Below are 23,210 nucleotides of genomic sequence, written 5' to 3'. Positions count from 1 at the left end.
GCTGTTGATCAGGTTTTCTTGACCCTGAACCACGCCGCATACAACGCCGGCAGGAACAACAGCGTCAACGCCGTGGCCACGATCAAGCCGCCCATGATCGCCACCGCCATCGGCCCGAAGAACAGGCTGCGTGACAGTGGGATCATCGCCAGCACCGCGGCCAGTGCGGTGAGCACAATCGGACGGAAGCGGCGCACCGTGGCTTCGATGATCGCCTGCCAGGGCGCCAGGCCAGCCTTGATGTCCTGTTCGATCTGCTCCACCAGGATCACCGAGTTGCGCATGATCATCCCTGACAGCGCGATAGTGCCGAGCATGGCGACGAAGCCGAACGGCTGGCGGAACACCAGCAAAAACAGCGTGACGCCGATCAACCCCAGGGGCGCGGTGAGAAACACCATGGCCGTGCGGGAAAAACTGCGCAGTTGCAGCATCAACAACGTCAGCACCACCACGATGAACAACGGCACACCGGCATTCACCGATTTCTGGCCGCGGGCCGAATCCTCCACCGTACCGCCCACCTCCAACAGGTAACCATCCGGCAGTTCGGCACGAATCGGCTCCAGGGTCGGGAAGATCTGCTGGACCAGGGTCGCCGGTTGTTCCTTGCCGTAGATATCGGCCCGCACGGTCACGCTCGGCAGGCGATTGCGGTGCCAGATCACGCCCTCTTCGAAGCCGTACTCCAGCGTAGCGATCTGCGACAGGGCCACGCTCCTGCCATTTTCGGTCGGCACCGCCAGGCTCGGTAGCAACGACAGCTCGGTGCGTTCATGCACCGTACCGCGCAACAGGATTTCGATCAGCTCGTTGTCTTCCCGGTACTGACTGACGCTGGAGCCGGTGAGGGAGCTGCGCAGGAAACTCGCCAGGTCGGTCGTGCTGACACCCAGGGCCCGGGCGCGGTCCTGGTCGACATTCAGGTACACCACCTTGCTCGGCTCTTCCCAATCCAGGTGCACATTGACCACGTAGGGGTTTTCACGAACTTTCGTCGCCACTTTCCGCGCCAGGGCCCGGACTTCTTCAATGTGCTCGCCCGTGACACGGAACTGCACCGGATAGCCGACCGGCGGGCCGTTTTCCAGGCGCGTGACCCGCGAGCGCAGGGTCGGGAATTGTTCGTTCAGGGTGGTGATCAACCAGCTGCGCAACGGCTCGCGGTCTTCGATGGTCTTGGCCAGCACCACGAACTGGGCAAAGCTGGAAGCCGGCAGTTGTTGATCCAACGGTAGATAGAAACGCGGTGAACCAGTACCGACGTAGGCCACGTAGTTGTCGATGCCGGCATGGTCCTTGAGCAGCGCTTCCAGGCGCTTGACCTGCTCGGCGGTATTGCTCAGGGAGGCGCCTTCCTGCAGCTTCAAGTCGACCATCAGCTCCAGCCGCCCCGATGCCGGGAAGAACTGCTGCGGCACGAATCGGAACAACACCACCGAGCCGACGAACAACAGCACCGTCAGCAGGATGACGGTTTTGCGCCGACGCACGCACCATTCCACCATTCGCCGGACACGCTGATAAAACGGCGTGCCGTAAGGGTCGGTCTGGCCGTCAGTCGTGCCATGTTTGGCCGCATGAATTTTCGCCAGGTCTGGCAGGAGCTTTTCCCCCAGGTACGGCACGAACACCACAGCGGCCACCCAGGACGCCAGCAACGCCAGGGTCACCACCTGGAAAATCGAACGGGTGTACTCACCGGTGCCCGATTGTGCGGTAGCGATCGGCAGGAAGCCCGCCGCCGTGATCAACGTACCGGTGAGCATCGGGAATGCGGTGCTGGTCCAGGCGAAGCTGGCGGCCTTGATCCGGTCGAAGCCCTGCTCCATCTTGATCGCCATCATCTCCACCGCAATGATCGCATCGTCCACCAGCAGCCCCAGGGCCAATACCAGCGCCCCAAGGGAAATCTTGTGCAGGCCGATCCCCAGGTAGTACATGGCGGCGAACGTCATCGCCAGCACCAGTGGAATCGCCAGGGCCACCACCATCCCGGTGCGCAGCCCCAGGGAGAAGAAGCTCACCAACAACACAATCGTAAGCGCTTCCACCAGCACTTGGACGAACTCACCGACCCCGGTCTTCACCGCCGCCGGCTGGTCCGAAACCTTGCGTAACTGCATGCCGGCCGGCAGGGTGTTCTGGATACGGGCAAAGTCGGCTTCAAGGGCCTTGCCCAGAATCAGGATATCCCCGCCTTCCTTCATCGCCACGGCCAGGCCGATGGCGTCCTCGCCCATGAAGCGCATGCGTGGCGCGGGCGGGTCGTTGAAACCACGGCGCACATCCGCCAGGTCGCTGATGCGGAACGTACGATCGCCGACCCGGATCGGGAAGTTGCGGATCTCTTCCACCGTCTGGAAATTCCCCGAAACCCGCAGTTGCAAGCGCTCGCTGCCAGTCTCGAAGAAACCGGCAGTGGAAACCGTGTTCTGCTCTTCAAGGGCCTGCTGGACCGCCGCCAACGGCAGGCCGAGGGTTGCCAGCTTCACGTTCGACAACTCGATCCAGATCTTCTCGTCCTGCAACCCGAGCAGCTCGACCTTGCCCACATCCTTGACCCGCTGCAGCTGGAGCTGGATGCGATCGGCGTAGTCCTTGAGCACGGCGTAGTCGAAACCGTCGCCGGTCAGCGCGTAGATATTGCCGAAGGTGGTCCCGAACTCATCGTTGAAGAACGGCCCCTGGATACCCGGCGGCAAGGTGTGACGGATATCGCCGACCTTCTTGCGCAACTGGTACCACAGCTCGGGAATCTGTGCCGAATGCAGGGAATCGCGGGCCATGAAAGTCACCTGGGATTCTCCGGGTCGGGAGAACGAGACGATTTTCTCGTAGTCACCGGTTTCCATCAGTTTCTTTTCGATGCGCTCAGTGACTTGTCGCGAAACTTCCTCGGCCGTGGCGCCTGGCCAGTTGGTGCGGATCACCATGGCCTTGAAGGTGAACGGCGGGTCTTCGCTCTGGCCGAGCTTGGTGTAGGAAAGCGCGCCGACGATGGCCAGCAACAGCATCAGGAACAGTACGATCTGGCGGTTACGCAGCGCCCATTCGGAAAGATTGAAACCCATCGCGGATTACTCCTTGGCCGTCAGGTTGACCACGCGGTTGGAGCGATCCACCGGCCGCACCTGCTGGCCGTCAAGGAGCACATGCACGCCGGCAGCCACCACCCAGTCATCGGGGCTGAGGCCTTCCAGCACCGGCACCGTCTTTTCGCCGAAGGCGCCGACCCGCACCGGGACTTTTTTCAAGGTGTTGTTGGCGTTGACTACCCAGACATACGTCGCGCCGTTCTCAGCCGTCAGGGCCGACAAGGGCACCGACAGCGGCACCTTGTCGGCGGTCTGGATAAACACCCGCGCACTTTGGCCCAACTCGGCCGGAACGCTGCCGGCGGTGAAGGCCACGCGGGCGGCAAAGGTTCGGGACTTGGGATCGGCGGCGGGTGACAGTTCGCGAATACGCCCGCTGAAACGCTGGTCGGGCTGGCTCCACAGTTCGACCGAGACCGGCTGGCCGACCTTGAACCGGCCAAACCCTTGTTCCGGCAGACTGATCAGCACCTCACGCTCACCGTCGGTGGCCAGGGTGAAGACGGTTTGCCCGGCCGAGACCACCTGCCCGACTTCCACCGAACGCCGGGCCACCACGCCATCCTGGGGCGCACGCAATACCGAATAGCTGGCCTGGTTGTTGGCGACATCGAACTCGGCCTTGATCTGCTTGAGCCGTGCGGTGCCGGAGCGATAAAGGTTTTCGGCGTTGTCGTACTGGGAGCGGCTGACCATCTGCCGCTCCATCAAGGTTTTGTAGCGGTCACGCTCGGCGCGGACCAGGTTCAGGTTGGCCTCGGCGGCGGCGACCTGGGCACGGGTCGCTTCCAGTTGCAGGCGCACATCTTCGGGATCGAGCTCGGCCAACGGTTGATTGGCCTTGACCCGCTGCCCCTCTTCCACCAGTCGCCGGCTCACCTTGCCGCCAATGCGAAAGGCCAGGTCGGGCTCGAAACGGGCCCGCACTTCGCCAGGGTAACTGTCCATCGCCTGGGCCGACGGCTCGGGCTTGACCACCATGGCGGGGCGCACGGCGACGGGCACCGGCTCGTCATGACCACACGCAGACAATAAAAAAACCAGGGTGACTGGCACGGCGAGGGGCAGGGCATAGCGGAACATGACGAGTGACCTTTCGCTAATGGTGCTTGGAATAATTATACTGGCGAGTATGTTATTAATAGCAAACTCACCAGTCCAGTATTAAAGCGAAGAAATGTCGAACAATCCTTCCCCCCCCAGCGGCCCTGGTCGCCCCAAGGACCTGGCCAAGCGCCAGGCCATCCTCGACGCGGCGAAACACCTGTTCCTGAGCCTGGGTTATGCCAATACCAGCATGGACGCCGTCGCCACCGAGGCCGGGGTTTCTAAACTGACGGTCTACAGCCATTTCAACGACAAGGAGACGCTGTTCTCCGCTGCCGTGATGGCCAAATGTGAAGAGCAGGTGCCGCCGCTGTTTTATGAATGGCCCGATGGCGTTCCGATCGAACAGGTATTGTTGAACATCGCCCGCGGGTTCAACCAACTGATCAACAGCGACGAATCCCTGAACCTGCATCGACTGATCATGGCCCTGGGCAGCCAGGACCCGCACTTGTCGACCATTTTCTACGAAGCAGGCCCACAGCGGATGCTCTCAGGCATGGAGCGGCTGCTGACCAAGGTCAACCAGAGCGGTGCCTTGAGCATCGATAAACCGCGCAATGCCGCCGAGCATTTCTTCTGCCTGATCAAGGGCGCGGCGAATTTCCGGTTATTGTCTGGCTGCGGCGAACCCCAGGAACCGGAAGCGGCCGAGGCTCATGTGCAGGAAGTGGTGGGGTTGTTCATGCGGGCTTATCGGCCTTAGCTCGACCGGTAGCCTTTTGCTGGCTGGAAGGGCCTCATCGCGAGCAAGCTCGCTCCCACAGGGCTTGATGAGCCACAGATCCAATGTGGGAGCGAGCTTGCTCGCGATGCAGGCGACCCGGTCTCAGGGCTTGAGCGCTTTCTTCGGGTAGATGTCGTAGCGACTGGATTTGCCATCGAGCCCATGGCTCGGCTTCGGCCCTTCGATGCACGGGGCCTTGCGCGGGCGCTTGACCACCACCCGGTGCGTCGCCAGGGCCAGGGCCGCGGCAAGCAGTGCCGGAGCGTCCGGGTCATCGCCCACGAGGGGGCGGAACAGGCGCATTTCCTTCTTCACCAGGGCGGTTTTCTCACGATGAGGGAACATCGGGTCGAGGTAGATCACCTGGGGCGGTTCGCCTTCCCAGTTGCGCATCACCTCGATGGAGTTGCCCTTGAGCAAACGCATGCGCGCCACGATCGGTGCCACCTCGAAGTCCTCGGCCCCACGGGCCAGGCCATCCTCCAGCAAGGCGCCAATCAGCGGCTGGCGCTCGATCAGGCTCATGTCGCAGCCCAGGCTGGCCAGCACAAACGCATCCTTGCCCAACCCTGCCGTGGCATCGAGCACCCGCGGACGCACACCCTGGGCGATACCGACCGCCTTTGCGATCATCTGGCCGCTGCCGCCGCCGTACAACCGACGGTGAGCCGCACCGCCCTCGACGAAGTCCACGCGCACCGGCCCGGGTGCATCCGGGCCCAACTGCTGCAATTGCAACCCCTGCTCACCGACCTGCAAGGCAAACTCGCCATCGTCCCCTTGCAAAGGCAGGCCAAGCCGCTCGGCCCAGTGTTCGGCCTGCGGTTGGAAGGCCGGGGCCAGGGCCTCGACATGGATGCGGCAGACCGCGGGTTGCTCATTCATGGAAACATGCTCAAAAAATTAAGGATCGGCAAAAACGGCCGATAACAACGGTGAACGGCATTTTGCCAGAGCTGAGCGTCGACCGAGAAAAATGTCAGACATTCAATCCACATCGATAGGCGTTATCTCCCCTTACGGCGATTACAGCCTGCGTAACACCCAAGCGCTGAGCGGCGTCAGTCACCTGTGGCAGGATTTTTTTGCCCGGGCCCTGGCCGATCAACTGGGTGATAACGCACCGGCGCCTGGCAGCTACCAGCCAGAGCCCCTCGATGAGGCCGTTGAACCGACCCTCGGCGCCGAGCTGCTGGCGCACATCGTCAGCCAGCGCACCTGTGAAGTGACCGACACGCCGGTCAAGCCGCCTGAACCGCTGTTCCTGCCCATCGCCGAATTCGAACTCGACCTGCTGGACAAGCCCTTCCCGCCCTTCCCGCCGGAAGAAATCGCCGCCCAGCAAAAACAGCAGACCTTCGAAAGCAACTGGGTTCGCCCACTCGTCCTCGCCGCTGGCCAACCGCTGCCAGAGCCAGGCCCGGCGCCACAACCACGCCCCTTGCACCTGCCGATCGCCGAGTTCGAACTGGACCTGCTGGACAAACCGTTCCCGCCCTTCCCGGAAGAAGAGCTCGTGGCACAGCAGAAACAACTGGACTTCGACACCCGCTGGGCACGTCCGATCGTGCTGCAGAACCTGCGCATCGCCGCCTGAATCAGCGACAGATCCACCATGGCCCCACGTCCAGATGAAAATGGTTGCGGTGCGCCGCGTTGTAATCCGGACTCAAGACCACACTGAACATATCGCAGGCGCCGTCCCGTGCCTGACGCAGAAAACGTGCATCGGCATTGTCCTTGGGCCAGTCCCTGAGCACGCTGATCGTGCGCCCATCGGCCAGGCGAAATCCGGCGATATCCAACGCACTGGCGGTGGCGTGCTGGCTACGCGCACCGCTCTCACGACCGTACATGTTGCGGCAGGCGAAACTGCCGAGATGATCGACCCGTGTCACCCTCTGCCCGTAGGCCGCCACTGCCGCCGGCTGCAACCCATGGCGCTCGAACAGCGCGAACGCCACCGCCAGCGGGCAACTGGCGAGGAAACTGCTGCTCAGCGCCACCTCACCGCCCTGCACCCTCAACACGTTGGTCAACGGGCACGTCGTATTGGCGCCGCTGTCGGCCTGGCGCGCGGTACGCAGCCCCGAGGTGGCGAGGGCCTGGTCACACAGCTGCGGGTCGTTGCGCAGGGCCATGAGCTTGTAGCGGGTCAGCAGGTTGGGCGCGAGATTGACGTCCAAGGGCGCCCAGGGATTCCATTGGGGCGGCAGCGCCACCCAGCCACGCCATACCGCCAGCACGGCAACGCCAACGAGCAGTGCCACGATCGCAAGAGCTTTCAAAAACCGCACGACAATGCCTCGGGCATCAACCCTTGAATAATTGGTTGGCCTGCTTGAACGGCATCGAGCGGCGCGTGAAGGTGAACGTGCCCTGTTGCTGGATTTCCTCGGCGGCGCGGAAGAACTCGCCATACGCGGCCAAGGCCAGCGCCGATCCGACGCTGATGCGCTTGACGCCCAACTCGCTCAACTGCGCGACGGTCAGGTCCAGCGCCCCGGACATCAGCACATTCACCGGTTTCGGCGCCACGGCCTGCACCACCGCGAGCACTTGCCCGGCGCTGCTCAGCCCCGGGGCATACAGCACGTCGGCCCCCGCGTCCGCGAAAGCCTTCAAGCGGCGAAGGGTGTCGTCCAGATCCAGATTACCGTGCAGGAAGTTTTCCGCCCGGGCCGTCAGCAGGAAGGGATACGGCAAGCTGCGCACGGCCTCGGCGGCGGCCTTGACCCGCGCCACGGCGTGGTCGAAGCAATAGATCGGGCTGTCTTCACGTCCCGTGGCATCCTCGATCGAACCACCCACCGCACCGGCCTGCGCCGCACGGAGCAGGTTACGGGCGCAGTCCTCGGGGGCATCGGCAAAACCGTTCTCCAAGTCGACGGCCACCGGCAGGTCAGTGGCCGCCACAATCGCCCGTACGTTAGCCAACGTGTTCTCCAGGCCCAGCGCGCCATCGGGTCGGCCCAAGGAAAAGGCATGACCGGCACTGGTGGTCGCCAAGGCTTCGAAGCCGAGGCTGGCCAGCATCCTGGCCGAACCGGCATCCCACGGGTTGGGAATGACAAAGGCCCCTTCGCGTTCGTGCAAGGCCTTGAACGCCTGGGCTCGACGAATTTGCGCATCCATGTAGTTCGCTCCTGAGCAGAGAAGGAGTGGGCCTCAGAGCAAACCCAGTTGCTCGGCGGCGGGCTCTCTATATAGCGCAGGCAGGGCCGGCAAGCCAGGCAATCGACTCATCAAACGCTCGTGAAAGCGTTGCGCGAGCCGGGCCGCCAGCAGGTTGTCGGCAGTGTGCAGAAAGATATAGGGCGTGCGACCCTCTTCGACCCAACCGGCGATTTTCTCCACCCAGGGCGTCAGGAACGGCTCGTTGGCTTCCAGCACCGGATGGCCGATGAAGCGCACTTGTGGACACTGCGTGAACGCCGCAGGCCGGGGCGGCACGCGGGGCTTTTTCGATTGTGCATGAAGCACCGCGGGATCAAGGGAGGTGCAGCTGAACAAGGCCCGGGGATCGAGGCAGATGCGTTCGACGCCGCGATCGAGCAACAGCCGATTGAGGCGCCGCTCGGCGTCGCCCTTGGCAAAGAACTCATCGTGACGGACTTCCACGGCCAAGGGACGCTGCAAAGCGTCGATGAACCCCGCCAATTCCGCTAACCGATTCGGGGTGAAGGCCTTGGACAGTTGCAGCCAGTACGGCGCGACACGCTCGCCCAAGGGGCTGAGCAGTTGCAGAAAAGTTTCGGTGGCCGTCAGGCGCTCGCGCAAGTCGCCATTGTGGCTGATGTCACCGGGAAACTTGGCGGTGAAACGAAAGTGCTCGGGCATGATGTCGGCCCAGCGCTGGACCGTGGCCGCAGACGGGCTGGCGTAGAAAGTCGTATTGCCTTCCACGGCATTGAACACTTGGGAATAGAGATTGAGGAAGTCGGTGCTTTTGGCGTCCTGGGGATAAAGGTAATCGCGCCAGGCGTTTTCGCTCCAGGACGGACAGCCCAGGTAATAAGGCAAGACCATCAGATGTAGAGATCGAGTCCCAGCACTTCCATATCCCAATCGACGAAACCGGCGGTGCTCAGGTAGCTCGCCAGGGCCGTGGCGACACTGCGGCTCATCGCACGGTGATAAATCATGTCTTGCTGACGGGCAGGAAGATTGCTCAGGCGTTGCGCAGAAGCTTTGGCGGCGCGGGCGGCCAGTTGCTCCTCGGACGGAAACTCCAGGTCGCCTTCGATATCATCGAAGTTTTCCGGCTCAGTGGCTTTACCCGCACGAGGCCGACGCTTGATGGGGTAGGACTGGGATGGAAAGCCGTCTATACGCATAACAGAATGCTCGGTATCAATGATGGCAATTTAGCGGCACTTTCGCAGCCGCGCAAATGCGCAAGTGATAACTAGAACACATAAAGTCAAAAAGGTTTAAAAACGGGCCGAAAAAGTGACGACTGGCAATATTGAGTGTGACTTTTGAAGGAAGAAATGACTTTGGGTGGACGCCGGTTGTGCGCGAAACAATCCACGGTGTTGGAGGATGCTTTTGTGGCGAGGGGATTTATCCCCGCTGGAGTGCGAAGCGCCCCCCGACGGTGCTGGGCCATGCCTTATTTAGCGAGTGCTGCGCACTCGAACGGGGATAAATCCCCTCGCCACAACGCTGCCCACTCGATTGCTCACCGTTTTGAGTTCTACCGCTCGGACTTGGGCGTTGCCACCTTGTCCCTCAGGTACACCGGTTGCGCATCATCGGCGGGAATGGCTTCGCCCCGTGCCCAGGCGAAGCGGGCCAGGGCCAGCAGGTCTTCGGCGTGAGGCAGCAGGGTTGCGTCCTGGCCGGTCAGGCTGACGGCGATGCGCTCGCCGTAACCCCAACCTGTGCCGGCGCCAAACCAGTCACCGTCGGCCCCGCTTGGCAACGCCGCGGCCTCGGGTGGCAATACCGCCTCAGAACCCACCAGGCGCATCTCGCCGTCGGTTTCGCGGTAGCAGCCCCAGTACACCTCGTCCATGCGCGCATCGATGGCCGCTGCGACCTGGCGGGCGCCGTGCTCACGCATCGCCCGCTGGGCCAGCACCGCCAGGTTCGAGACCGGCAACACCGGCCGCTCCAGGGCAAAAGCCAGCCCCTGCACCACACCGATGGCGATGCGCACGCCAGTAAAAGCCCCTGGCCCACGACCGAAGGCAATCGCGTCCACCGCTTGCAAGGTCGTCCCCGCGTCGCTCAACAGTCGCTGGATCATCGGCAACAGTTTCTGCGCATGCAGACGCGGGATCACCTCGTAATGGCTCGTCACCTTGCCGTTGTGCAGCAAGGCAACGGAGCAAGCTTCAGTCGCGGTGTCCAGGGCCAGCAAGGTGCTCATCGATGTGTCCGTAAATCAGGTGGGAAAAAAGTGCGCCAGTATAAACAACTACGGCCCGCAAGCGGGCCGTAGTTGATGCAGCTGATCAGGCTTTTCAGCTCAAGGCTGCAAGCACCTTGGCCGTGATCGCTTCGACCGAACCGACACCTTCGATGTGGCTGTACTTCGGCTTGCCATTGGCAGCCGACAGTTTCTGGTAGAAATTCACCAGCGGCTTGGTCTGGGAATGGTAGACCGACAGGCGATGACGCACGGTTTCTTCGGTGTCGTCCTTGCGTTGCACCAGGTCTTCACCTGTCACGTCGTCCTTGCCTTCGGTTTTCGGCGGATTGTAGACGGTGTGGTAAACGCGACCGGAAGGCTCATGAACGCGTCGACCGGCAATGCGCTGGACGATTTCCTCGTCTTCGACGGCAATTTCGACCACCGCATCCAATTCGACACCAGCCGTCACCAGGGCTTCAGCCTGGGGAATGGTGCGCGGGAAACCATCGAACAGGAAGCCATTGGCGCAGTCGGGTTGAGCGATGCGATCCTTGACCAGGGCGATGATCAGGTCATCCGACACCAGGCCGCCGGCATCCATGATGCTCTTGGCTTGAACGCCCAGTGGAGTGCCCGCCTTGACCGCGGCGCGCAGCATGTCGCCAGTGGAGATTTGCGGGATACCGAATTTTTCGGTGATGAACTTTGCCTGAGTACCTTTACCGGCCCCGGGAGCTCCCAGCAGAATGACGCGCATCGATGTGCTCCTCAATTTTTTTATGTAAAACGCTCGGATTCGCCTCGTGGGGCCAATCTTCGAAAAACAGGATCGTGACCGCCCAAACGGCCAAAGGCTGATCAAGATACACAGCAGGCCCGACCCACACAAGCCGCCGAAAGTCGGAGTAACCCGCGCCCGATACGACCTTCGGAGGGGGTGGCAAGCGTCGCAACCGAACAACAAACTGTCGCCTGCTCGACCTGCTCCCTCCCCCAGCGGACAGCGCCCGGGAACGTCGGACGAGCCGTTTCGGTGCGCTGCCTGATGTTAGCCGGTATTGCGCAAACCGGCGGCAATTCCCGCCACAGACACCAGCAACGCCTGTTCCACGGGGCTGCCCTGGGCCACATCCTGCTGCCGCGAGCGCGCCAACAGCTCGGCCTGCAACAGGTGCAACGGGTCGAGGTAGGTGTTGCGCAGGCGAATGAATTCCAGCGTGGCTGGGCTATGTGCCAGTAGCTGCGACTGACCGGTCAAGCCAAGGACCACCGAGCAGGCCTGCGACAATAGGTCGCGTAAATGCGCACCCAAAGGCAGTAACTCAGGTTCCACCAAACGCTCGTCGTAAGAGCGCGCGATATCGGCGTCGGCCTTGGCCAGCACCATCTCCAGCATATCGATGCGGGTCCGGAAGAATGGCCATTGCTCGCGCATCTGCCCCAGCAACTCACCTTCGCCGCGCTCCAGGGCCTTGCTCAGCGCGGTTTCCCAGCCGAGCCAGGCCGGCAGCATCAGGCGCGTCTGGGTCCAGCCGAAGATCCACGGGATCGCCCGCAGGCTTTCGATACCGCCGGCCCGACGCTTGGCCGGACGGCTGCCCAGGGGCAGGCGCCCGAGTTCCTGCTCGGGGGTGGACTGGCGGAAGTACTCGACGAATTGTGGGTTCTCCCGCACCACGGCGCGGTAGGCACTGACGCCGTCGGCCGCCAGCTCGTCCATCAAGTCCCGCCACTGCGGCGTGGGGGGTGGCGGTGGCAGCAACGTCGCTTCAAGCACCGCGGCGAGGTAAAGATTGAGGTTCTGTTCGGCGATGTCCGGTAGGCCGAATTTGAAACGAATCATTTCGCCTTGTTCGGTGGTGCGAAAACGCCCGGCCACCGAACCGGGTGGCTGGGACAGGATCGCCGCGTGCGCCGGACCGCCGCCACGGCCCACGGTGCCGCCACGCCCGTGGAACAACAGCAGTTCGACTTGCTGCTCGCGGCAGATGTCCACCAGCCGCTCCTGGGCCCGATACTGTGCCCAGGCCGCCGCCGTGGTCCCGGCATCCTTGGCCGAGTCGGAATAGCCGATCATCACTTCCTGGGGGCCTTGCAGCCGTGAGCGATAGCCGGGCAGCAGCAACAGCCGCTCGATCACCGGCCCGGCGTTGTCCAGGTCGGCCAGGGTTTCGAACAGCGGCACCACCCGCATCGGCCGCAACACGCCGGCGTCCTTCAACAACAACTGCACGGCGAGGACATCGGAAGCCGCGCCAGCCATGGAGATCACATAGGAACCCAGGGACGCCGCCGGCGCCGCCGCCACTTCCCGGCACGTCGCCAATACTTCCGCGGTGTCGGCCGAGGGCTTGAAATGGGCCGGCAGCAGCGGGCGCCGGTTGTTCAGTTCCTCGAGCAGGAAGCTGATGCGTTGCTCCTCGTTCCAATCCTCATAGCGGCCCAGGCCCAGGTAGTCGGTTATTTCCGTCATGGCGGCGCTATGACGCGTCGAGTCCTGGCGCACATCGAGGCGCACCAGGAACAAGCCGAAGGTCACCGCCCGGCGCAGGCAATCGAGCAACGGCCCGTCGGCAATCACGCCCATGCCGCACTCGTGCAGGGAGTGGTAGCACAGCGCCAAGGGGTCCAACAGTTCGCGGTTGTGCTGCAGCACCTCGGCGCTGGCTGGCGTGGTGGCACTCAAGGAGGCGTGGGCCCAGTTGCGAGTGGCGCGCAGGCGGTCACGCAGTTGCTTGAGCACGGCGCGATACGGTTCGGCGCTGTCGCCGGCCTGGGCACGCAAGGCCTCACTGGCGTTTTGCATGGACAGCTCGGCTGCCAGTTGGTCGACGTCACGCAGGTACAGGTCCGCCGCCATCCACCGCGCCAGCAATAGCACCTCGCGGGTCACGGCGGCAGTGACATTCGGGTTACCGTCACGGTCGCCACCCATCCACGAGGCAAAGCGGATGGGTGCGGCCTCCAGCGGCAGACGCAAGCCGGTGGCGGCATGCAGGGCCTGATCGGCCTTGCGCAGGTAATTGGGGATGGCCTGCCACAGCGAATGCTCGATCACCGCGAACCCCCACTTGGCTTCATCCACCGGGGTCGGCCGGGTGCGGCGGATCTCTTCGGTGTGCCAGGCTTCGGCGATCAAGCGTTGCAGCCGTTCGTGAATCTGCGCGCGCTCGGCGCTGGTCAGGTCGCGGTGATCCTGGGCGGCCAGTTGCGCGGCAATGGCATCGTACTTCTGGATCAGCGTGCGGCGGGCCACTTCAGTGGGGTGGGCCGTGAGAACCAGTTCGATCTCCAGGCGTCCCAACTGCCGGGCCAGGGCCTCGGCGCCATGGCCTTCAGCCCGCAACCGGGCGAGCAGCTCGGGCAGGACGCGTGCCTCGAAGGGCGCCGGTTGCGACTCGTCGCGACGGTGGATCAGTTGGTACTGTTCGGCAATGTTGGCGAGGTTCAGAAACTGGTTGAACGCACGCGCCACCGGCAGCAACTCATCCTCGCTCAGTTGGTTGAGGCTGGCGCTGAGTTCGGCGTCCACGGAGCCGCGTCGGTCAGCCTTGGCCCCCTTGCGGATCTGCTCGATCTTGTCGAGAAACGTATCCCCGTACTGTTCGCGGATGGTATTGCCCAGCAGTTCGCCGAGCAGGTGGACATCCTCGCGCAAGCGGGCATCGATATCGGTCATCAGCATTTCTCCAGCAAAAAAGTCCGGACAGCTCTTGGCTTAGAGAGTGCCGATGCCCGTCGCTTATGACAAGCGACGAAGGGACTTTAAACCTTGTCCAACAAAGCTAGTCTCATGAGTAAGCCACACAACGGCTTGTCACTCACCGCGCCTGCCACGAGCAGGCTGATTGAGGTCATCATGAAAATTCGTGAGCTTGCCCAGCATTGGGAAGAAAACGCCAAGGGTCGCCTGACCCAGACTGGCTACACGATCCATCTGGACGTGGAAGCCGCCGCGCGCCTGGCAGCGATTTGCGACATGTACCCCAAGCGCCAGCCAGAGGAGCTGCTGGGCGAGTTGATCGGCGCGGCGCTGGAAGAGCTGGAGGCGAGTTTCCCCTACATCAAGGGTTCGCAAGTCGTGGCGACCGATGAAGAGGGTGACCCGCTGTACGAAGATGTGGGGCCGACTCCGCGATTCCTCGCGTTGTCCCGTCGGCATCTGCACGAACTTTCCTCGCAGAACGACAAATCCAAACACTGATTTCTCTACGGCGAAAATCTTTGTAGGAGCTGCCGAAGGCTGCGATCTTTTGATCTTTCGCTTGAGGCTCAAGCGGCAGGGGAAAGATCGCAGCCTCGCTTCGCTCGGCAGCTCCTACACACGCGCCCTCCAAAAAAATCGCACGTCTCCCTACGCCGTGAATACCGCGGCGCGCCTTGAAAGTTCAGCTTTTCTGTCACTGACCGATCAGTCAGTAATTCTTTTGGCGAATGGCCATCCTCGCTGAACTTTTGAAAAACGCCTCGGGTCACACCGAGTAACCATACTGGAACGGTTGTTTAAATAAACGCGCCTTGGCGCCAACACCAAACCAGACGTCACGGTTTCGGTCCCAGCATGGATTTGTCTTTTTTTCAGGAGTTTTCCAATGGAGTTGAAGCCTATGAATACCTGCACTGCCAAACCCTCATCCACTGGCTTGCGCGGCTTGAAGTTGGCTGCCCTGGCGATCGGTAGCAGCTTCATTCTCGCCGGTTGCGCCGGCAATCCACCGTCTGAGCAGTACGCGGTGACCCAATCGGCGGTCAACAGCGCGGTCAGCGCTGGCGGCACCGAATTCGCCGCTGTGGAAATGAAATCGGCCCAGGACAAACTGAAGCAAGCCGAAATCGCCATGCATGACAAGAAATACGATGAAGCCAAGCGACTGGCCGAACAGGCCGAGTGGGATGCCCGCGTCGCCGAGCGCAAGGCCCAGGCCGCCAAGGCCGAACAAGCACTCAAGGATTCTCAGAAAGGGGTTCAGGAACTGCGTCAGGAAGGCATGAACAAGGTTCAGTAAACCGTTCACGCCACGACGTACTTCTCATTGATAAAAGGACGACAGACTATGATGCACAAACACTTGATGATGCCCGCCCTGCTCGCCGCCTGCGTAGCCCTGGCCGCTTGCTCCCACGACCCGAACGCCAACCTGGAACAGGCCCGTACCAACTACAACGGCCTGCAGGCTGACCCGGCCGCGACGAAGGTGGCTGCGCTGGAAACCAAAGACGCCGCCGACTTCCTGGCCAAGGCCGACAAAGCCTATATGGACAAGGAAGACGAAGCCAAGGTCGACCAGTTGGCCTACCTGACCAACCAGCGCGTTGAAGTGGCCAAGCAGACCATCGCCCTGCGCAACGCCGAAGCCGAGCTGAAAAACGCTGGCGACGAACGTGCCCGTGCGCTGCTCGACGCTCGCAATGCGCAGATCAAGCAACTGCAGGACAGCCTGAACGCCAAGCAGACCGAACGCGGTACGCTGGTGACCTTCGGCGACGTGCTGTTCGCCACCAACAAGTCCGACCTGCGCGCCAGCGGCATGACGAACGTGAACAAACTGGCGCAATTCCTCCAGGAAAACCCGGACCGCAAGGTGATCATCGAAGGCTATACCGACAGCACCGGTTCGGATTCCTACAACCAGTCGCTGTCGGAACGCCGCGCGGGCTCCGTGCGCACCGAGCTGGTGAAGATGGGCGTCGACCCAGCCCGTATCGTGACCCAGGGCTACGGCAAGGAATTCCCGGTGGCTGACAATACCAGCGTCTCGGGCCGCGCCATGAACCGTCGTGTGGAAGTGACCATCTCCAACGACAACCAGCCAGTGGCCCCGCGCTCGTCCATGAGCGCCAACTGATCGGCTGAGTGCAACAAAAAAGCCCCGCCTGACTTCAATCAGGCGGGGCTTTTTCATGGCTTATTCACCCTGTGGCGTCCTTGGGGTTACGGCTGAAGCTTCTGCGGCGTCTCCTGGCCCATGCAGCGCACCGCGCGCTTCTTCTCGTTGATCAGCACACCGGTCAGGCCTTTCTGCTCGGTGTCGAACAACACCAGTACACCGTCGATGCATTGGGCGACCTGGGGGGCCGGTTCCAGGGCCACTTTGTAGTCCTCTCCCGGCACGGTCTTGAGCATGGTGAATTGGTTGAGCAGCAACGCGTCCTCGGGCTTGGCGAAGTGCAGGTAGCCGTAATACCACAGCACCGCGACGGTGCCGATGATGCTGCAGATACCGGTGATGATCAGGGGGATGGCGTTACGTTCTTCGCTCATTGCGGCTTCTCTGGTGATTCAACGGGTGATTTCGGGTAGTTCGGGACTTCGCCCAGGCGGCGCAGGCCGTCAAAGTGCTGGGGGTCGTCGAGGTAGCGCAGCATCACGGTGCGCCAGGTCGGGTCGGCGAATGTCTGCACGTGGCCGCCGCGGGTCAATTGCAGAACCCGCGGTGGCGGCGCAGCTTGATACAGGCGGATGCCGTTGGAAAGAGGCACGATGGGATCGTCCAGGCTGTGGTAGATCAATTTCGGCACGCCATTCAATTGCGCCACGGAACTGATCGCGCTGTCACCGTCCGGCACCAGCCAGGACAACGGCACCTGGAACGGCCAGGTCAGCCACGATGTGCTCAGGGCAAAACGCCCGACGTCGCGGTAACTGGCGGGCACGCCATCGAGCACCAGGGCCTTGAGCTGCCGTTGCCGCTGGGGATGCTCCACCAGGTAATGCACCGCCAGCGCGCCGCCCAGGCTCTGGCCGAGCAGCACCAGCGGCTTGCCCTGGACATCCGGGGACTGATCGAGCCATTGGAACGCGGCGTCGATGTCCTGGTAAATAGCCGGCAGGCTCGGCTCGCCTTCGGACACGCCGTACCCCCGGTAATCAACCATCAATACCTGGTAACCCTGCTCCGGCAACCACCAGCTCCCGCCCAGGTGCCAGGCCAGGTTGCCGCCGTTGCCGTGCAAATGCAGCACCGTGCCCTTGACCTCCACGCCTGGTTTGACGGGCAGCCACCAGCCTCGGAGCTTGAGGCCGTCAGCGGTGGTCAGGGTGACGTCGCGGTACTCGAGCTTGGCCCGCTCCGGGGTAAACGGCAGGCCGTGCTCGGGGTAGAACAGCAGTGAGCTGCAGCCGCTCAGGGCCAGCAACAGGCAAAAGATGCCGAGGATTCGCATCCGGTGAAACCTCGCAGACTTGAAGTTGAAATGCAGTGCTTCTGTGGGAGCGGGCTTGCTCGCGAAAGCGTCGGGCCAGCTACCTCTCAGGTGACTGACACACCGTCTTCGCGAGCAAGCCCGCTCCCACATGATCCTGTGTTGTTCAAAGGATATTGGAATAATCCGCCTCGATCCGGTCCAGGCTCAGGTGGTTCAGGAAGTTGGAGAAACACATCCAGGCCGACAGGGCGTTCATGTCGCGGAACTGCTCGGGCAGGTATTTGGGCGGCACCACCAGGCCTTCGTCCACCAACTGGCGCAACGTGCGCATGTCCTCCAGGGTGGTCTTGCCGCAGAACAGCAGCGGCACCTGCTCCAGCTTGCCTTTGCGCACGGCCAGCTGAATGTAGTTGTAAACCATGATGAAGCCCTTGAGGTAGGACAAGTCTTTGGTGAATGGCAGCCCGGTCGGCACCGAGCCACGGAACACCCGGCTGGCGTTGCCGTAGCTTTCGGCCATTTCAAAACCCTGCTCGCGGAAGAACTCGAAGACCTGCAGGAAATCGGCGCCCTCCTCCACCATGTGAATGGCCCGGGTGCGGTTGGTCAGCTTGCGCAGGCGGCTGGGGTAGGAGGCGAAGGTGATGATTTCCATCAGGATCGCCAGGCCTTCCTGGGTCACCGTGGACGAGGGCGGGCCCTTGGACAGGAAGGTGCAGATCGGCTGGTTCAGGCCGTTGAGGGTGGTGCCGACGTGCACCAGCCCTTCATGGACCTCCAGCGCCCGCACATCGCGTTCGTTGAACATCGCATCGGTGCGGATCTTGATGTAGTCCGCGCCCGCCGCCGCGTCGGCCACGATGCCATCGGACTCGAACACCCGGATGGTTTCCTCGGCTTCGCCGAACACCCGGTTGAGACGGTGTTGCAGCAGGTTGACGGCTTCCTTGGCGCTGAGGACTTTCGGCTCGTCCTTGAGGTCGCCACGGCCATCGATGTTATTCAGGTAATCGGAGAGCATCAGGCCCAGGTCGGCCAGAGTCGGGTCGCCGGCGTGGAAGGCATCGGAGGCGGCGCCGTAGAGTTCCTGGGAGATCAGCCCGAAATCCTCGGTGCCACGGGCTTCGAGCATGCGCACCACCATGCGGTACTCCTTGCACATGCGGCGCATGATCTGGCCAACCGGGTTGAACTGCCCCAACTGACGGGTGATGTCACGCTCGATGTTCTGGAACTCCAGCTTCACTTTGCTGGAATCGAAGGACAGTGGCCGGTTGAGGTAATAGTCGCGATCCACCGCGGGCATTTCCTTGCCCTTGGCCTTGAGAAACCCCTTGCGGATATTCTCGTCCCACTTCACCGCATCGAGGATGCGAATCGGCGTTTGCGCCAGCACAATGCGATCGGACAAGGTGCGTATCGTCTGCTGGTAATCGTCCACCCGGAACTCCTGTGAAAAAACGTCCGCTTGTAGCAATTATTGGGATTTGGCCAGTCGCTGGTAACGCACGGCTTCCGAAAACACGTCGGAATTGGCCGGGTCGTCGAGGTAGCTGAAAACCTTGTTCATGTCGCTGTCCACCAACACGCCTTCGCCCTCCTCGCTCTGGTTCGGCTGGCCGCTGAGGAGCTTCTGGCCGATGGCCTGGTTGATCTGCTCCAGGTCCAGGTTGTAGACCACCAGCTCCTGTTTATCGGTCAATTCGAAACCGGCGATCAGGAAATGGCCGCCATAGCGTGCCGGCACCTTGGCCGACAGGTACCAGCGGCTGCCGTGACGGGAGACGGTCAGGGGAATGGCTTCGCGCTCCTGGGGCCTGGCCCTGAAATAGCTGATAGCCTGGTAGCGGTGCTTGCCGACCTGCGTCAGCTCCAGGTTCAACGGTTCGCCCCAGGCATTGGTGCTGGTCCAGTGGCCGAGCAGGCCCGCGGGCGCGGCTTCGCTGTCAGGCAACGGCGCCTTGAACGACACCAGGCAGCCACTGAGCAGCAGCAACGACACGGCCAGGACAACGGCACGCCAGGCTTTCATTTGAACTCCCTATGGCATCTGTGGCGAGGGGATTTATCCCCGTTGGGCTGCGGAGCAGCCCCCTTGCAGTCAGCTCAGTTAGCCAGACGTACCGAGTTGGCTGGTTTTGGGGCCGCTACGCGCCCCAGCGGGGATAAATCCCCTCGCCACAGGGATCTGTGTAATTCACACCGACGCCAGTACCAGGTGCATGTAGCGGGTCAGGATGCCGAGCATATCTTCATCGGCGACCGGCTCGGCGCCATTGAGCAAGCCCTGATATTCCATCCGTCCGATAATCGCCGTCAACACTTTGGCATCCTGTTGCGGCTCGCGGGAGCCTAATACTTGGAAAAACTGACACGTGCCGTGCAGCAAAATCTGCTGGTGGGAGCGCACCAACTCCGCCAGGCGCGGGTTGAGCAGGGCTTCCTGGCGAAAGGCCTGCTCGGCCATCAGGTATTCACGACGACTGTCCAGCTGATGCCGCACGTAGTCGGCGGTCATCCGGGCAATGTCGTCCGCCAACTGCGAACGCGATTGGGCGCTGCCGTCACCATAGGCGACCATTTCCCGCAGCAGGCCTTCGTTGTTGGCCCACAGCTTGCCCATGAACGCCGCGCTACGCTCCACGTACTGGGCGAAGGTGTCGGTGAGCAGGTCATCGATGTCCTTGAAATAATACGTGGTGGCCGACAGCGGCACACCCGCTTCAGCGGCCACCGCGCGGTGACGCACCGCACGCACGCCATCGCGCACGACAATGCGCATGGCCGCATCGAGAATCTCCTGGCGACGCTGCTCACTGCCCTGTCGGCTGGCCTTGCGGCCCTGGTACTGAACACTTTCAGCGACAGCCGTGGCGACGCCCGCTGCACCTTCTGAAGCCATTGCACGATTCACGACAGGTCTTCCTCGCTCTTTGAAAAACTAACCAATTGATACGTTTGTACCAGACAGGCAATAAAAAGCCGCCCTTCCAGGCGGCTTTTTAGTTGAAGCACTTACGCTTGAGGCCGCATGTGCGGGAAGAGAATCACATCCCGGATCGACGGTGAGTTGGTCAACAACATCACCAGGCGATCGATGCCGATGCCTTCGCCGGCGGTCGGCGGCATGCCGTACTCCAGGGCGCGCACGAAGTCGGCATCGTAGTGCATGGCTTCGTCGTCGCCGGCGTCCTTGTCAGCCACCTGGGCCATGAAACGCTCGGCCTGGTCTTCGGCATCGTTGAGCTCGGAATAGGCGTTGGCGATTTCACGCCCACCGATGAACAGCTCGAAACGGTCGGTCACGCTTGGGTTCTCGTCGTTGCGACGGGCCAGCGGCGACACTTCGAACGGGTACTGGGTGATGAAGTGCGGCTGTTCCAGCTTGTGCTCGACCAGTTCTTCGAAAATCATCACTTGCAGCTTGCCCAGGCCTTCGAAGCCGAGCACCTTGGCGCCGGCCTTCTTGGCGATGGCACGGGCCTTTTCGATGTCGTTCAGGTCATCGGCAGTCAGTTCAGGGTTGTACTTGAGGATCGAGTCGAACACCGACAGGCGCACGAACGGCTCGCCGAAGTGGAACACCTTGTCGCCGTACGGCACGTCGGTAGTCCCGAGAACAAGCTGCGCCAGCTCGCGGAACAGTTCTTCGGTCAGGTCCATGTTGTCTTCGTAGTCGGCGTAGGCCTGGTAGAACTCGAGCATGGTGAACTCGGGGTTGTGCCGGGTCGAAACGCCTTCGTTACGGAAGTTGCGGTTGATCTCGAAGACTTTCTCGAAGCCACCGACCACCAGCCGCTTGAGGTACAGCTCCGGCGCGATGCGCAGGAACATTTCCATGTCCAGGGCATTGTGGTGGGTTTCGAACGGCTTGGCCGCCGCACCGCCAGGAATGGTCTGCAGCATCGGCGTCTCGACTTCCAGGAAGTCACGCTTCATCAGGAAGCTGCGGATGTGGGCGATGACTTGCGAACGCACGCGGAACGTCTGGCGCACGTCTTCGTTGACGATCAGGTCGACGTAGCGCTGGCGATAGCGCTGCTCGGTGTCGGTCAGGCCATGGTGCTTGTCCGGAAGCGGGCGCAGGGACTTGGTCAGCAGGCGCACGCTGGTCATCTCGACGTACAGGTCGCCCTTGCCGGAACGGGCCAGGGTGCCTTCGGCGGCAATGATGTCGCCCAGGTCCCAGGTCTTGACGGCGGCCAGGGTTTCTTCCGACAGAGTCTTGCGGTTGACGTAGACCTGGATGCGCCCGGTCATGTCCTGGATCACCATGAACGAACCACGATTGAGCATGATACGACCGGCCACCTTGACTGGAATCGCCGCCTCGGCCAGCTCTTCCTTGGTCTTGTCCGCATACTGCTTCTGCAAGACGTCGCAGTAGGCGTCGCGGCGGAAGTCGTTGGGGAAGGCCTGGCCCTTGGCGCGCTCGGCAGCAAGCTTTTCCTTGCGCAGGGCGATCAGGGAGTTTTCTTCCTGTTGCAGGGCTTGCGGGTCGAGTTCTAGGTCGCTCATGTCTTTAAGGATTCCATCACAGGTTCGTTGCCCCCGGCCCGGGCCGGAGTTTGCGGGCGAGCCGCGCTTCTTGATGGAAGCGTGCCCGCCCGCCGCATGGGTGTCGCGTTACAGCCCTTGTTTGAGGCTGGCGATCAGGTATTCATCGATATCGCCGTCGAGCACCTTGTCGCAATCGCTGCGTTCGATGCTGGTACGCAGGTCCTTGATCCGCGAGGCGTCGAGCACGTACGAACGGATCTGGTGACCCCAGCCGATGTCCGACTTGGTGTCTTCCAGCGCCTGGGACGCCGCGTTGCGCTTCTGCACTTCCTGCTCGTACAGGCGGGCCCGCAGCATCTTCATCGCGGTGTCTTTGTTGGCGTGCTGGGAACGCTCGTTCTGGCAGCTGACCACAGTGTTGGTCGGTACGTGGGTAATCCGTACCGCCGAGTCGGTGGTGTTGACGTGCTGGCCACCGGCCCCGGAGGAACGGTAGGTGTCGATGCGCAGGTCCGCCGGGTTGATCTCGATCTCGATGTTGTCGTCGATTTCCGGCGAAACGAACACGGCCGAGAACGAGGTGTGGCGACGGTTGCCGGAGTCGAACGGGCTCTTGCGCACCAGGCGGTGCACGCCGATCTCGGTCCGCAGCCAGCCAAAGGCGTATTCGCCCTTGATGTGCACGGTGGCGCCCTTGATCCCGGCGACTTCACCGGCCGACAGCTCCATGATGGTGGCGTCGAAACCGCGCTTGTCAGCCCAGCGCAGGTACATGCGCAGCAGGATGTTGGCCCAGTCCTGGGCCTCGGTGCCGCCGGAACCGGCCTGGATGTCCAGGTAGGCGTTGTTCATGTCCATCTCGCCGCTGAACATGCGACGGAATTCCAGCTTGGCGAGGTTCTCGTCAAGGCGTGTCAGCTCGGCGACGACATCGCCGACCGCGCCTTCATCGTTCTCTTCGACAGCCATGTCCAGCAGGTCGCGGCAATCGGCCAGGCCGCTGGACAACTCGTCCAGGGTCTCGACGATCTGCGCCAGCGCAGAACGCTCGCGGCCCAGTTCCTGGGCGTACGACGGGTTGTTCCAGACGTTCGGATCTTCAAGCTCGCGATTGACTTCGGTCAGGCGCTCATGCTTTTGATCGTAGTCAAAGATACCCCCGAATAGTTTCGGAGCGCTCGGACAGGTCCTTGATGGTGTTAAGGATCGGGTTGATTTCCATGGCGGGCAGCACTCGTTGGCGAACTTTTGAAAGCCGGCGAGTATAACG

Annotated in this window: 22 protein-coding genes; 5 read left to right on the top strand and 17 right to left on the bottom strand. The window is 62.1% G+C overall.

The features are described 5' to 3' along the window. Window positions 1-8 precede the first annotated feature (8 nt). Both BLP82_RS05015 and BLP82_RS05010 read right to left on the bottom strand, forming a co-directional pair. A complete protein-coding gene (locus BLP82_RS05015) occupies window positions 9-3,074 on the bottom strand; it encodes an efflux RND transporter permease subunit (protein ID WP_092165818.1) in 3,066 nt (1,021 codons plus the stop codon). 6 nt (window positions 3,075-3,080) lie between these two features. Further along, window positions 3,081-4,181, bottom strand: a complete 1,101-nt coding sequence (locus tag BLP82_RS05010; RefSeq protein ID WP_092165816.1) for an efflux RND transporter periplasmic adaptor subunit — start codon at window positions 4,179-4,181, stop codon at window positions 3,081-3,083. 94 nt (window positions 4,182-4,275) lie between these two features. Between BLP82_RS05010 and BLP82_RS05005 the strand changes: the two genes are divergently transcribed. Beyond that, the gene (locus tag BLP82_RS05005) at window positions 4,276-4,911 is read left to right on the top strand and encodes a TetR/AcrR family transcriptional regulator (RefSeq protein ID WP_092165814.1); all 636 of its coding nucleotides are present in this window, start codon (window positions 4,276-4,278) and stop codon (window positions 4,909-4,911) included. 123 nt (window positions 4,912-5,034) lie between these two features. Here BLP82_RS05005 and BLP82_RS05000 read toward each other — a convergent pair whose 3' ends face one another. After that, window positions 5,035-5,817, bottom strand: coding sequence for a class I SAM-dependent methyltransferase (locus BLP82_RS05000; RefSeq protein WP_092165812.1), 783 nt, complete (start codon window positions 5,815-5,817; stop codon window positions 5,035-5,037). A 91-nt stretch (window positions 5,818-5,908) separates the two neighbouring features. Between BLP82_RS05000 and BLP82_RS04995 the strand changes: the two genes are divergently transcribed. Then, window positions 5,909-6,529 (top strand): energy transducer TonB, encoded by a 621-nt coding sequence (locus BLP82_RS04995; RefSeq protein ID WP_092165810.1) that lies wholly within the window; start codon window positions 5,909-5,911, stop codon window positions 6,527-6,529. 1 nt (window position 6,530) lies between these two features. Here BLP82_RS04995 and BLP82_RS04990 read toward each other — a convergent pair whose 3' ends face one another. The 7 genes from BLP82_RS04990 to ppc all read right to left on the bottom strand — a co-directional run bounded on the left by BLP82_RS04990 (window position 6,531) and on the right by ppc (window position 13,973). Beyond that, window positions 6,531-7,229 carry an extensin-like domain-containing protein gene (locus BLP82_RS04990; RefSeq protein WP_092165808.1) on the bottom strand — a complete coding sequence of 233 codons (699 nt, stop codon included), beginning with the start codon at window positions 7,227-7,229 and terminating at the stop codon, window positions 6,531-6,533. A gap of 16 nt (window positions 7,230-7,245) precedes the next feature. After that, entirely contained in the window at window positions 7,246-8,067 is an 822-nt protein-coding gene (locus BLP82_RS04985) for an isocitrate lyase/PEP mutase family protein (protein WP_092165806.1), read from the bottom strand. A 33-nt stretch (window positions 8,068-8,100) separates the two neighbouring features. Then, complete coding sequence (locus tag BLP82_RS04980; RefSeq protein WP_092165804.1) at window positions 8,101-8,961, bottom strand: DUF72 domain-containing protein; 861 nt, start codon at window positions 8,959-8,961, stop codon at window positions 8,101-8,103. Beyond that, window positions 8,961-9,269 carry a hypothetical protein gene (locus BLP82_RS04975; RefSeq protein WP_060739023.1) on the bottom strand — a complete coding sequence of 103 codons (309 nt, stop codon included), beginning with the start codon at window positions 9,267-9,269 and terminating at the stop codon, window positions 8,961-8,963. Before BLP82_RS04975 ends, BLP82_RS04980 begins: the two co-directional genes overlap by 1 nt. A 362-nt stretch (window positions 9,270-9,631) precedes the next feature. Beyond that, window positions 9,632-10,309 carry a tRNA (adenosine(37)-N6)-threonylcarbamoyltransferase complex dimerization subunit type 1 TsaB gene (tsaB, locus tag BLP82_RS04970; RefSeq protein WP_092165802.1) on the bottom strand — a complete coding sequence of 226 codons (678 nt, stop codon included), beginning with the start codon at window positions 10,307-10,309 and terminating at the stop codon, window positions 9,632-9,634. Between the two features lie 94 nt (window positions 10,310-10,403). Further along, window positions 10,404-11,051, bottom strand: a complete 648-nt coding sequence (adk, locus tag BLP82_RS04965; protein ID WP_092165800.1) for an adenylate kinase — start codon at window positions 11,049-11,051, stop codon at window positions 10,404-10,406. 291 nt (window positions 11,052-11,342) lie between these two features. Beyond that, a complete protein-coding gene (ppc, locus tag BLP82_RS04960) occupies window positions 11,343-13,973 on the bottom strand; it encodes a phosphoenolpyruvate carboxylase (protein WP_092166078.1) in 2,631 nt (876 codons plus the stop codon). Window positions 13,974-14,153: 180 nt separating this feature from the next. On the opposite strand from ppc, the gene BLP82_RS04955 reads away from it, so the two are divergent. From BLP82_RS04955 to BLP82_RS04945, 3 genes are all read left to right on the top strand, one after another. After that, window positions 14,154-14,498: a hypothetical protein gene (locus BLP82_RS04955; protein WP_003198166.1), complete on the top strand. Its 345-nt coding sequence runs from the start codon at window positions 14,154-14,156 to the stop codon at window positions 14,496-14,498. A gap of 388 nt (window positions 14,499-14,886) precedes the next feature. Further along, a complete protein-coding gene (locus tag BLP82_RS04950) occupies window positions 14,887-15,300 on the top strand; it encodes a DUF4398 domain-containing protein (protein WP_003198164.1) in 414 nt (137 codons plus the stop codon). Window positions 15,301-15,351: 51 nt separating this feature from the next. Further along, window positions 15,352-16,140 carry a lipotoxin F family OmpA-related lipoprotein LptF gene (locus BLP82_RS04945; RefSeq protein WP_092166076.1) on the top strand — a complete coding sequence of 263 codons (789 nt, stop codon included), beginning with the start codon at window positions 15,352-15,354 and terminating at the stop codon, window positions 16,138-16,140. An 86-nt stretch (window positions 16,141-16,226) separates the two neighbouring features. Here the strand turns inward: BLP82_RS04945 and BLP82_RS04940 are convergent, their stop codons facing one another. From BLP82_RS04940 to prfB, 7 genes are all read right to left on the bottom strand, one after another. Continuing rightward, window positions 16,227-16,556 (bottom strand): PA3694 family proteiin, encoded by a 330-nt coding sequence (locus BLP82_RS04940; protein ID WP_092165798.1) that lies wholly within the window; start codon window positions 16,554-16,556, stop codon window positions 16,227-16,229. Beyond that, window positions 16,553-17,458 carry an alpha/beta hydrolase gene (locus BLP82_RS04935; protein ID WP_092165796.1) on the bottom strand — a complete coding sequence of 302 codons (906 nt, stop codon included), beginning with the start codon at window positions 17,456-17,458 and terminating at the stop codon, window positions 16,553-16,555. The genes BLP82_RS04940 and BLP82_RS04935 overlap by 4 nt, the downstream gene beginning before the upstream one ends. 145 nt (window positions 17,459-17,603) lie before the next feature. Then, a complete protein-coding gene (locus BLP82_RS04930) occupies window positions 17,604-18,881 on the bottom strand; it encodes a flavohemoglobin expression-modulating QEGLA motif protein (RefSeq protein WP_053118756.1) in 1,278 nt (425 codons plus the stop codon). Between the two features lie 36 nt (window positions 18,882-18,917). Then, window positions 18,918-19,472 carry a hypothetical protein gene (locus BLP82_RS04925; protein ID WP_092165794.1) on the bottom strand — a complete coding sequence of 185 codons (555 nt, stop codon included), beginning with the start codon at window positions 19,470-19,472 and terminating at the stop codon, window positions 18,918-18,920. A gap of 165 nt (window positions 19,473-19,637) precedes the next feature. Beyond that, window positions 19,638-20,354 (bottom strand): TetR/AcrR family transcriptional regulator, encoded by a 717-nt coding sequence (locus BLP82_RS04920; RefSeq protein WP_053118752.1) that lies wholly within the window; start codon window positions 20,352-20,354, stop codon window positions 19,638-19,640. 101 nt (window positions 20,355-20,455) lie between these two features. Further along, on the bottom strand, window positions 20,456-21,958 hold the full coding sequence (gene lysS, locus BLP82_RS04915; protein ID WP_092165792.1) for a lysine--tRNA ligase: 1,503 nt from the start codon (window positions 21,956-21,958) through the stop codon (window positions 20,456-20,458). A gap of 108 nt (window positions 21,959-22,066) precedes the next feature. After that, window positions 22,067-23,162 (bottom strand): peptide chain release factor 2 gene (gene prfB / locus BLP82_RS04910; RefSeq protein WP_095963568.1). Its coding sequence is split into 2 segments (ribosomal slippage): window positions 22,067-23,089 and window positions 23,091-23,162, totalling 1,095 coding nucleotides; the frame shifts between segments, so codons are not numbered across the junction. Window positions 23,163-23,210: the final 48 nt, after the last annotated feature.

Origin of the sequence: Pseudomonas sp. NFACC37-1 (genome assembly GCF_900101575.1) — a bacterium.
GTDB lineage: Bacteria > Pseudomonadota > Gammaproteobacteria > Pseudomonadales > Pseudomonadaceae > Aquipseudomonas > Aquipseudomonas fluorescens_AA.
The sequence above is the reverse complement of the archived record's forward strand: the minus strand, read 5'-3'. Positions and strand labels throughout refer to the sequence as shown.

Coding starts and splice junctions, on each gene's coding strand:
- BLP82_RS05015 (WP_092165818.1), bottom strand. CDS start 3,074: ATGGGTTTCAATCTTTCCGAATGGGCGCTGCGTAACCGCCAGATCGTA.
- BLP82_RS04945 (WP_092166076.1), top strand. CDS start 15,352: ATGCACAAACACTTGATGATGCCCGCCCTGCTCGCCGCCTGCGTAGCC.
- BLP82_RS05010 (WP_092165816.1), bottom strand. CDS start 4,181: ATGTTCCGCTATGCCCTGCCCCTCGCCGTGCCAGTCACCCTGGTTTTT.
- BLP82_RS04955 (WP_003198166.1), top strand. CDS start 14,154: ATGAAAATTCGTGAGCTTGCCCAGCATTGGGAAGAAAACGCCAAGGGT.
- BLP82_RS04980 (WP_092165804.1), bottom strand. CDS start 8,961: ATGGTCTTGCCTTATTACCTGGGCTGTCCGTCCTGGAGCGAAAACGCC.
- ppc (WP_092166078.1), bottom strand. CDS start 13,973: ATGACCGATATCGATGCCCGCTTGCGCGAGGATGTCCACCTGCTCGGC.
- BLP82_RS04995 (WP_092165810.1), top strand. CDS start 5,909: ATGTCAGACATTCAATCCACATCGATAGGCGTTATCTCCCCTTACGGC.
- adk (WP_092165800.1), bottom strand. CDS start 11,051: ATGCGCGTCATTCTGCTGGGAGCTCCCGGGGCCGGTAAAGGTACTCAG.
- BLP82_RS04985 (WP_092165806.1), bottom strand. CDS start 8,067: ATGGATGCGCAAATTCGTCGAGCCCAGGCGTTCAAGGCCTTGCACGAA.
- tsaB (WP_092165802.1), bottom strand. CDS start 10,309: ATGAGCACCTTGCTGGCCCTGGACACCGCGACTGAAGCTTGCTCCGTT.
- BLP82_RS05005 (WP_092165814.1), top strand. CDS start 4,276: ATGTCGAACAATCCTTCCCCCCCCAGCGGCCCTGGTCGCCCCAAGGAC.
- BLP82_RS04940 (WP_092165798.1), bottom strand. CDS start 16,556: ATGAGCGAAGAACGTAACGCCATCCCCCTGATCATCACCGGTATCTGC.
- BLP82_RS04925 (WP_092165794.1), bottom strand. CDS start 19,472: ATGAAAGCCTGGCGTGCCGTTGTCCTGGCCGTGTCGTTGCTGCTGCTC.
- BLP82_RS04950 (WP_003198164.1), top strand. CDS start 14,887: ATGGAGTTGAAGCCTATGAATACCTGCACTGCCAAACCCTCATCCACT.
- lysS (WP_092165792.1), bottom strand. CDS start 21,958: ATGAGCGACCTAGAACTCGACCCGCAAGCCCTGCAACAGGAAGAAAAC.
- BLP82_RS05000 (WP_092165812.1), bottom strand. CDS start 5,817: ATGAATGAGCAACCCGCGGTCTGCCGCATCCATGTCGAGGCCCTGGCC.
- BLP82_RS04935 (WP_092165796.1), bottom strand. CDS start 17,458: ATGCGAATCCTCGGCATCTTTTGCCTGTTGCTGGCCCTGAGCGGCTGC.
- BLP82_RS04975 (WP_060739023.1), bottom strand. CDS start 9,269: ATGCGTATAGACGGCTTTCCATCCCAGTCCTACCCCATCAAGCGTCGG.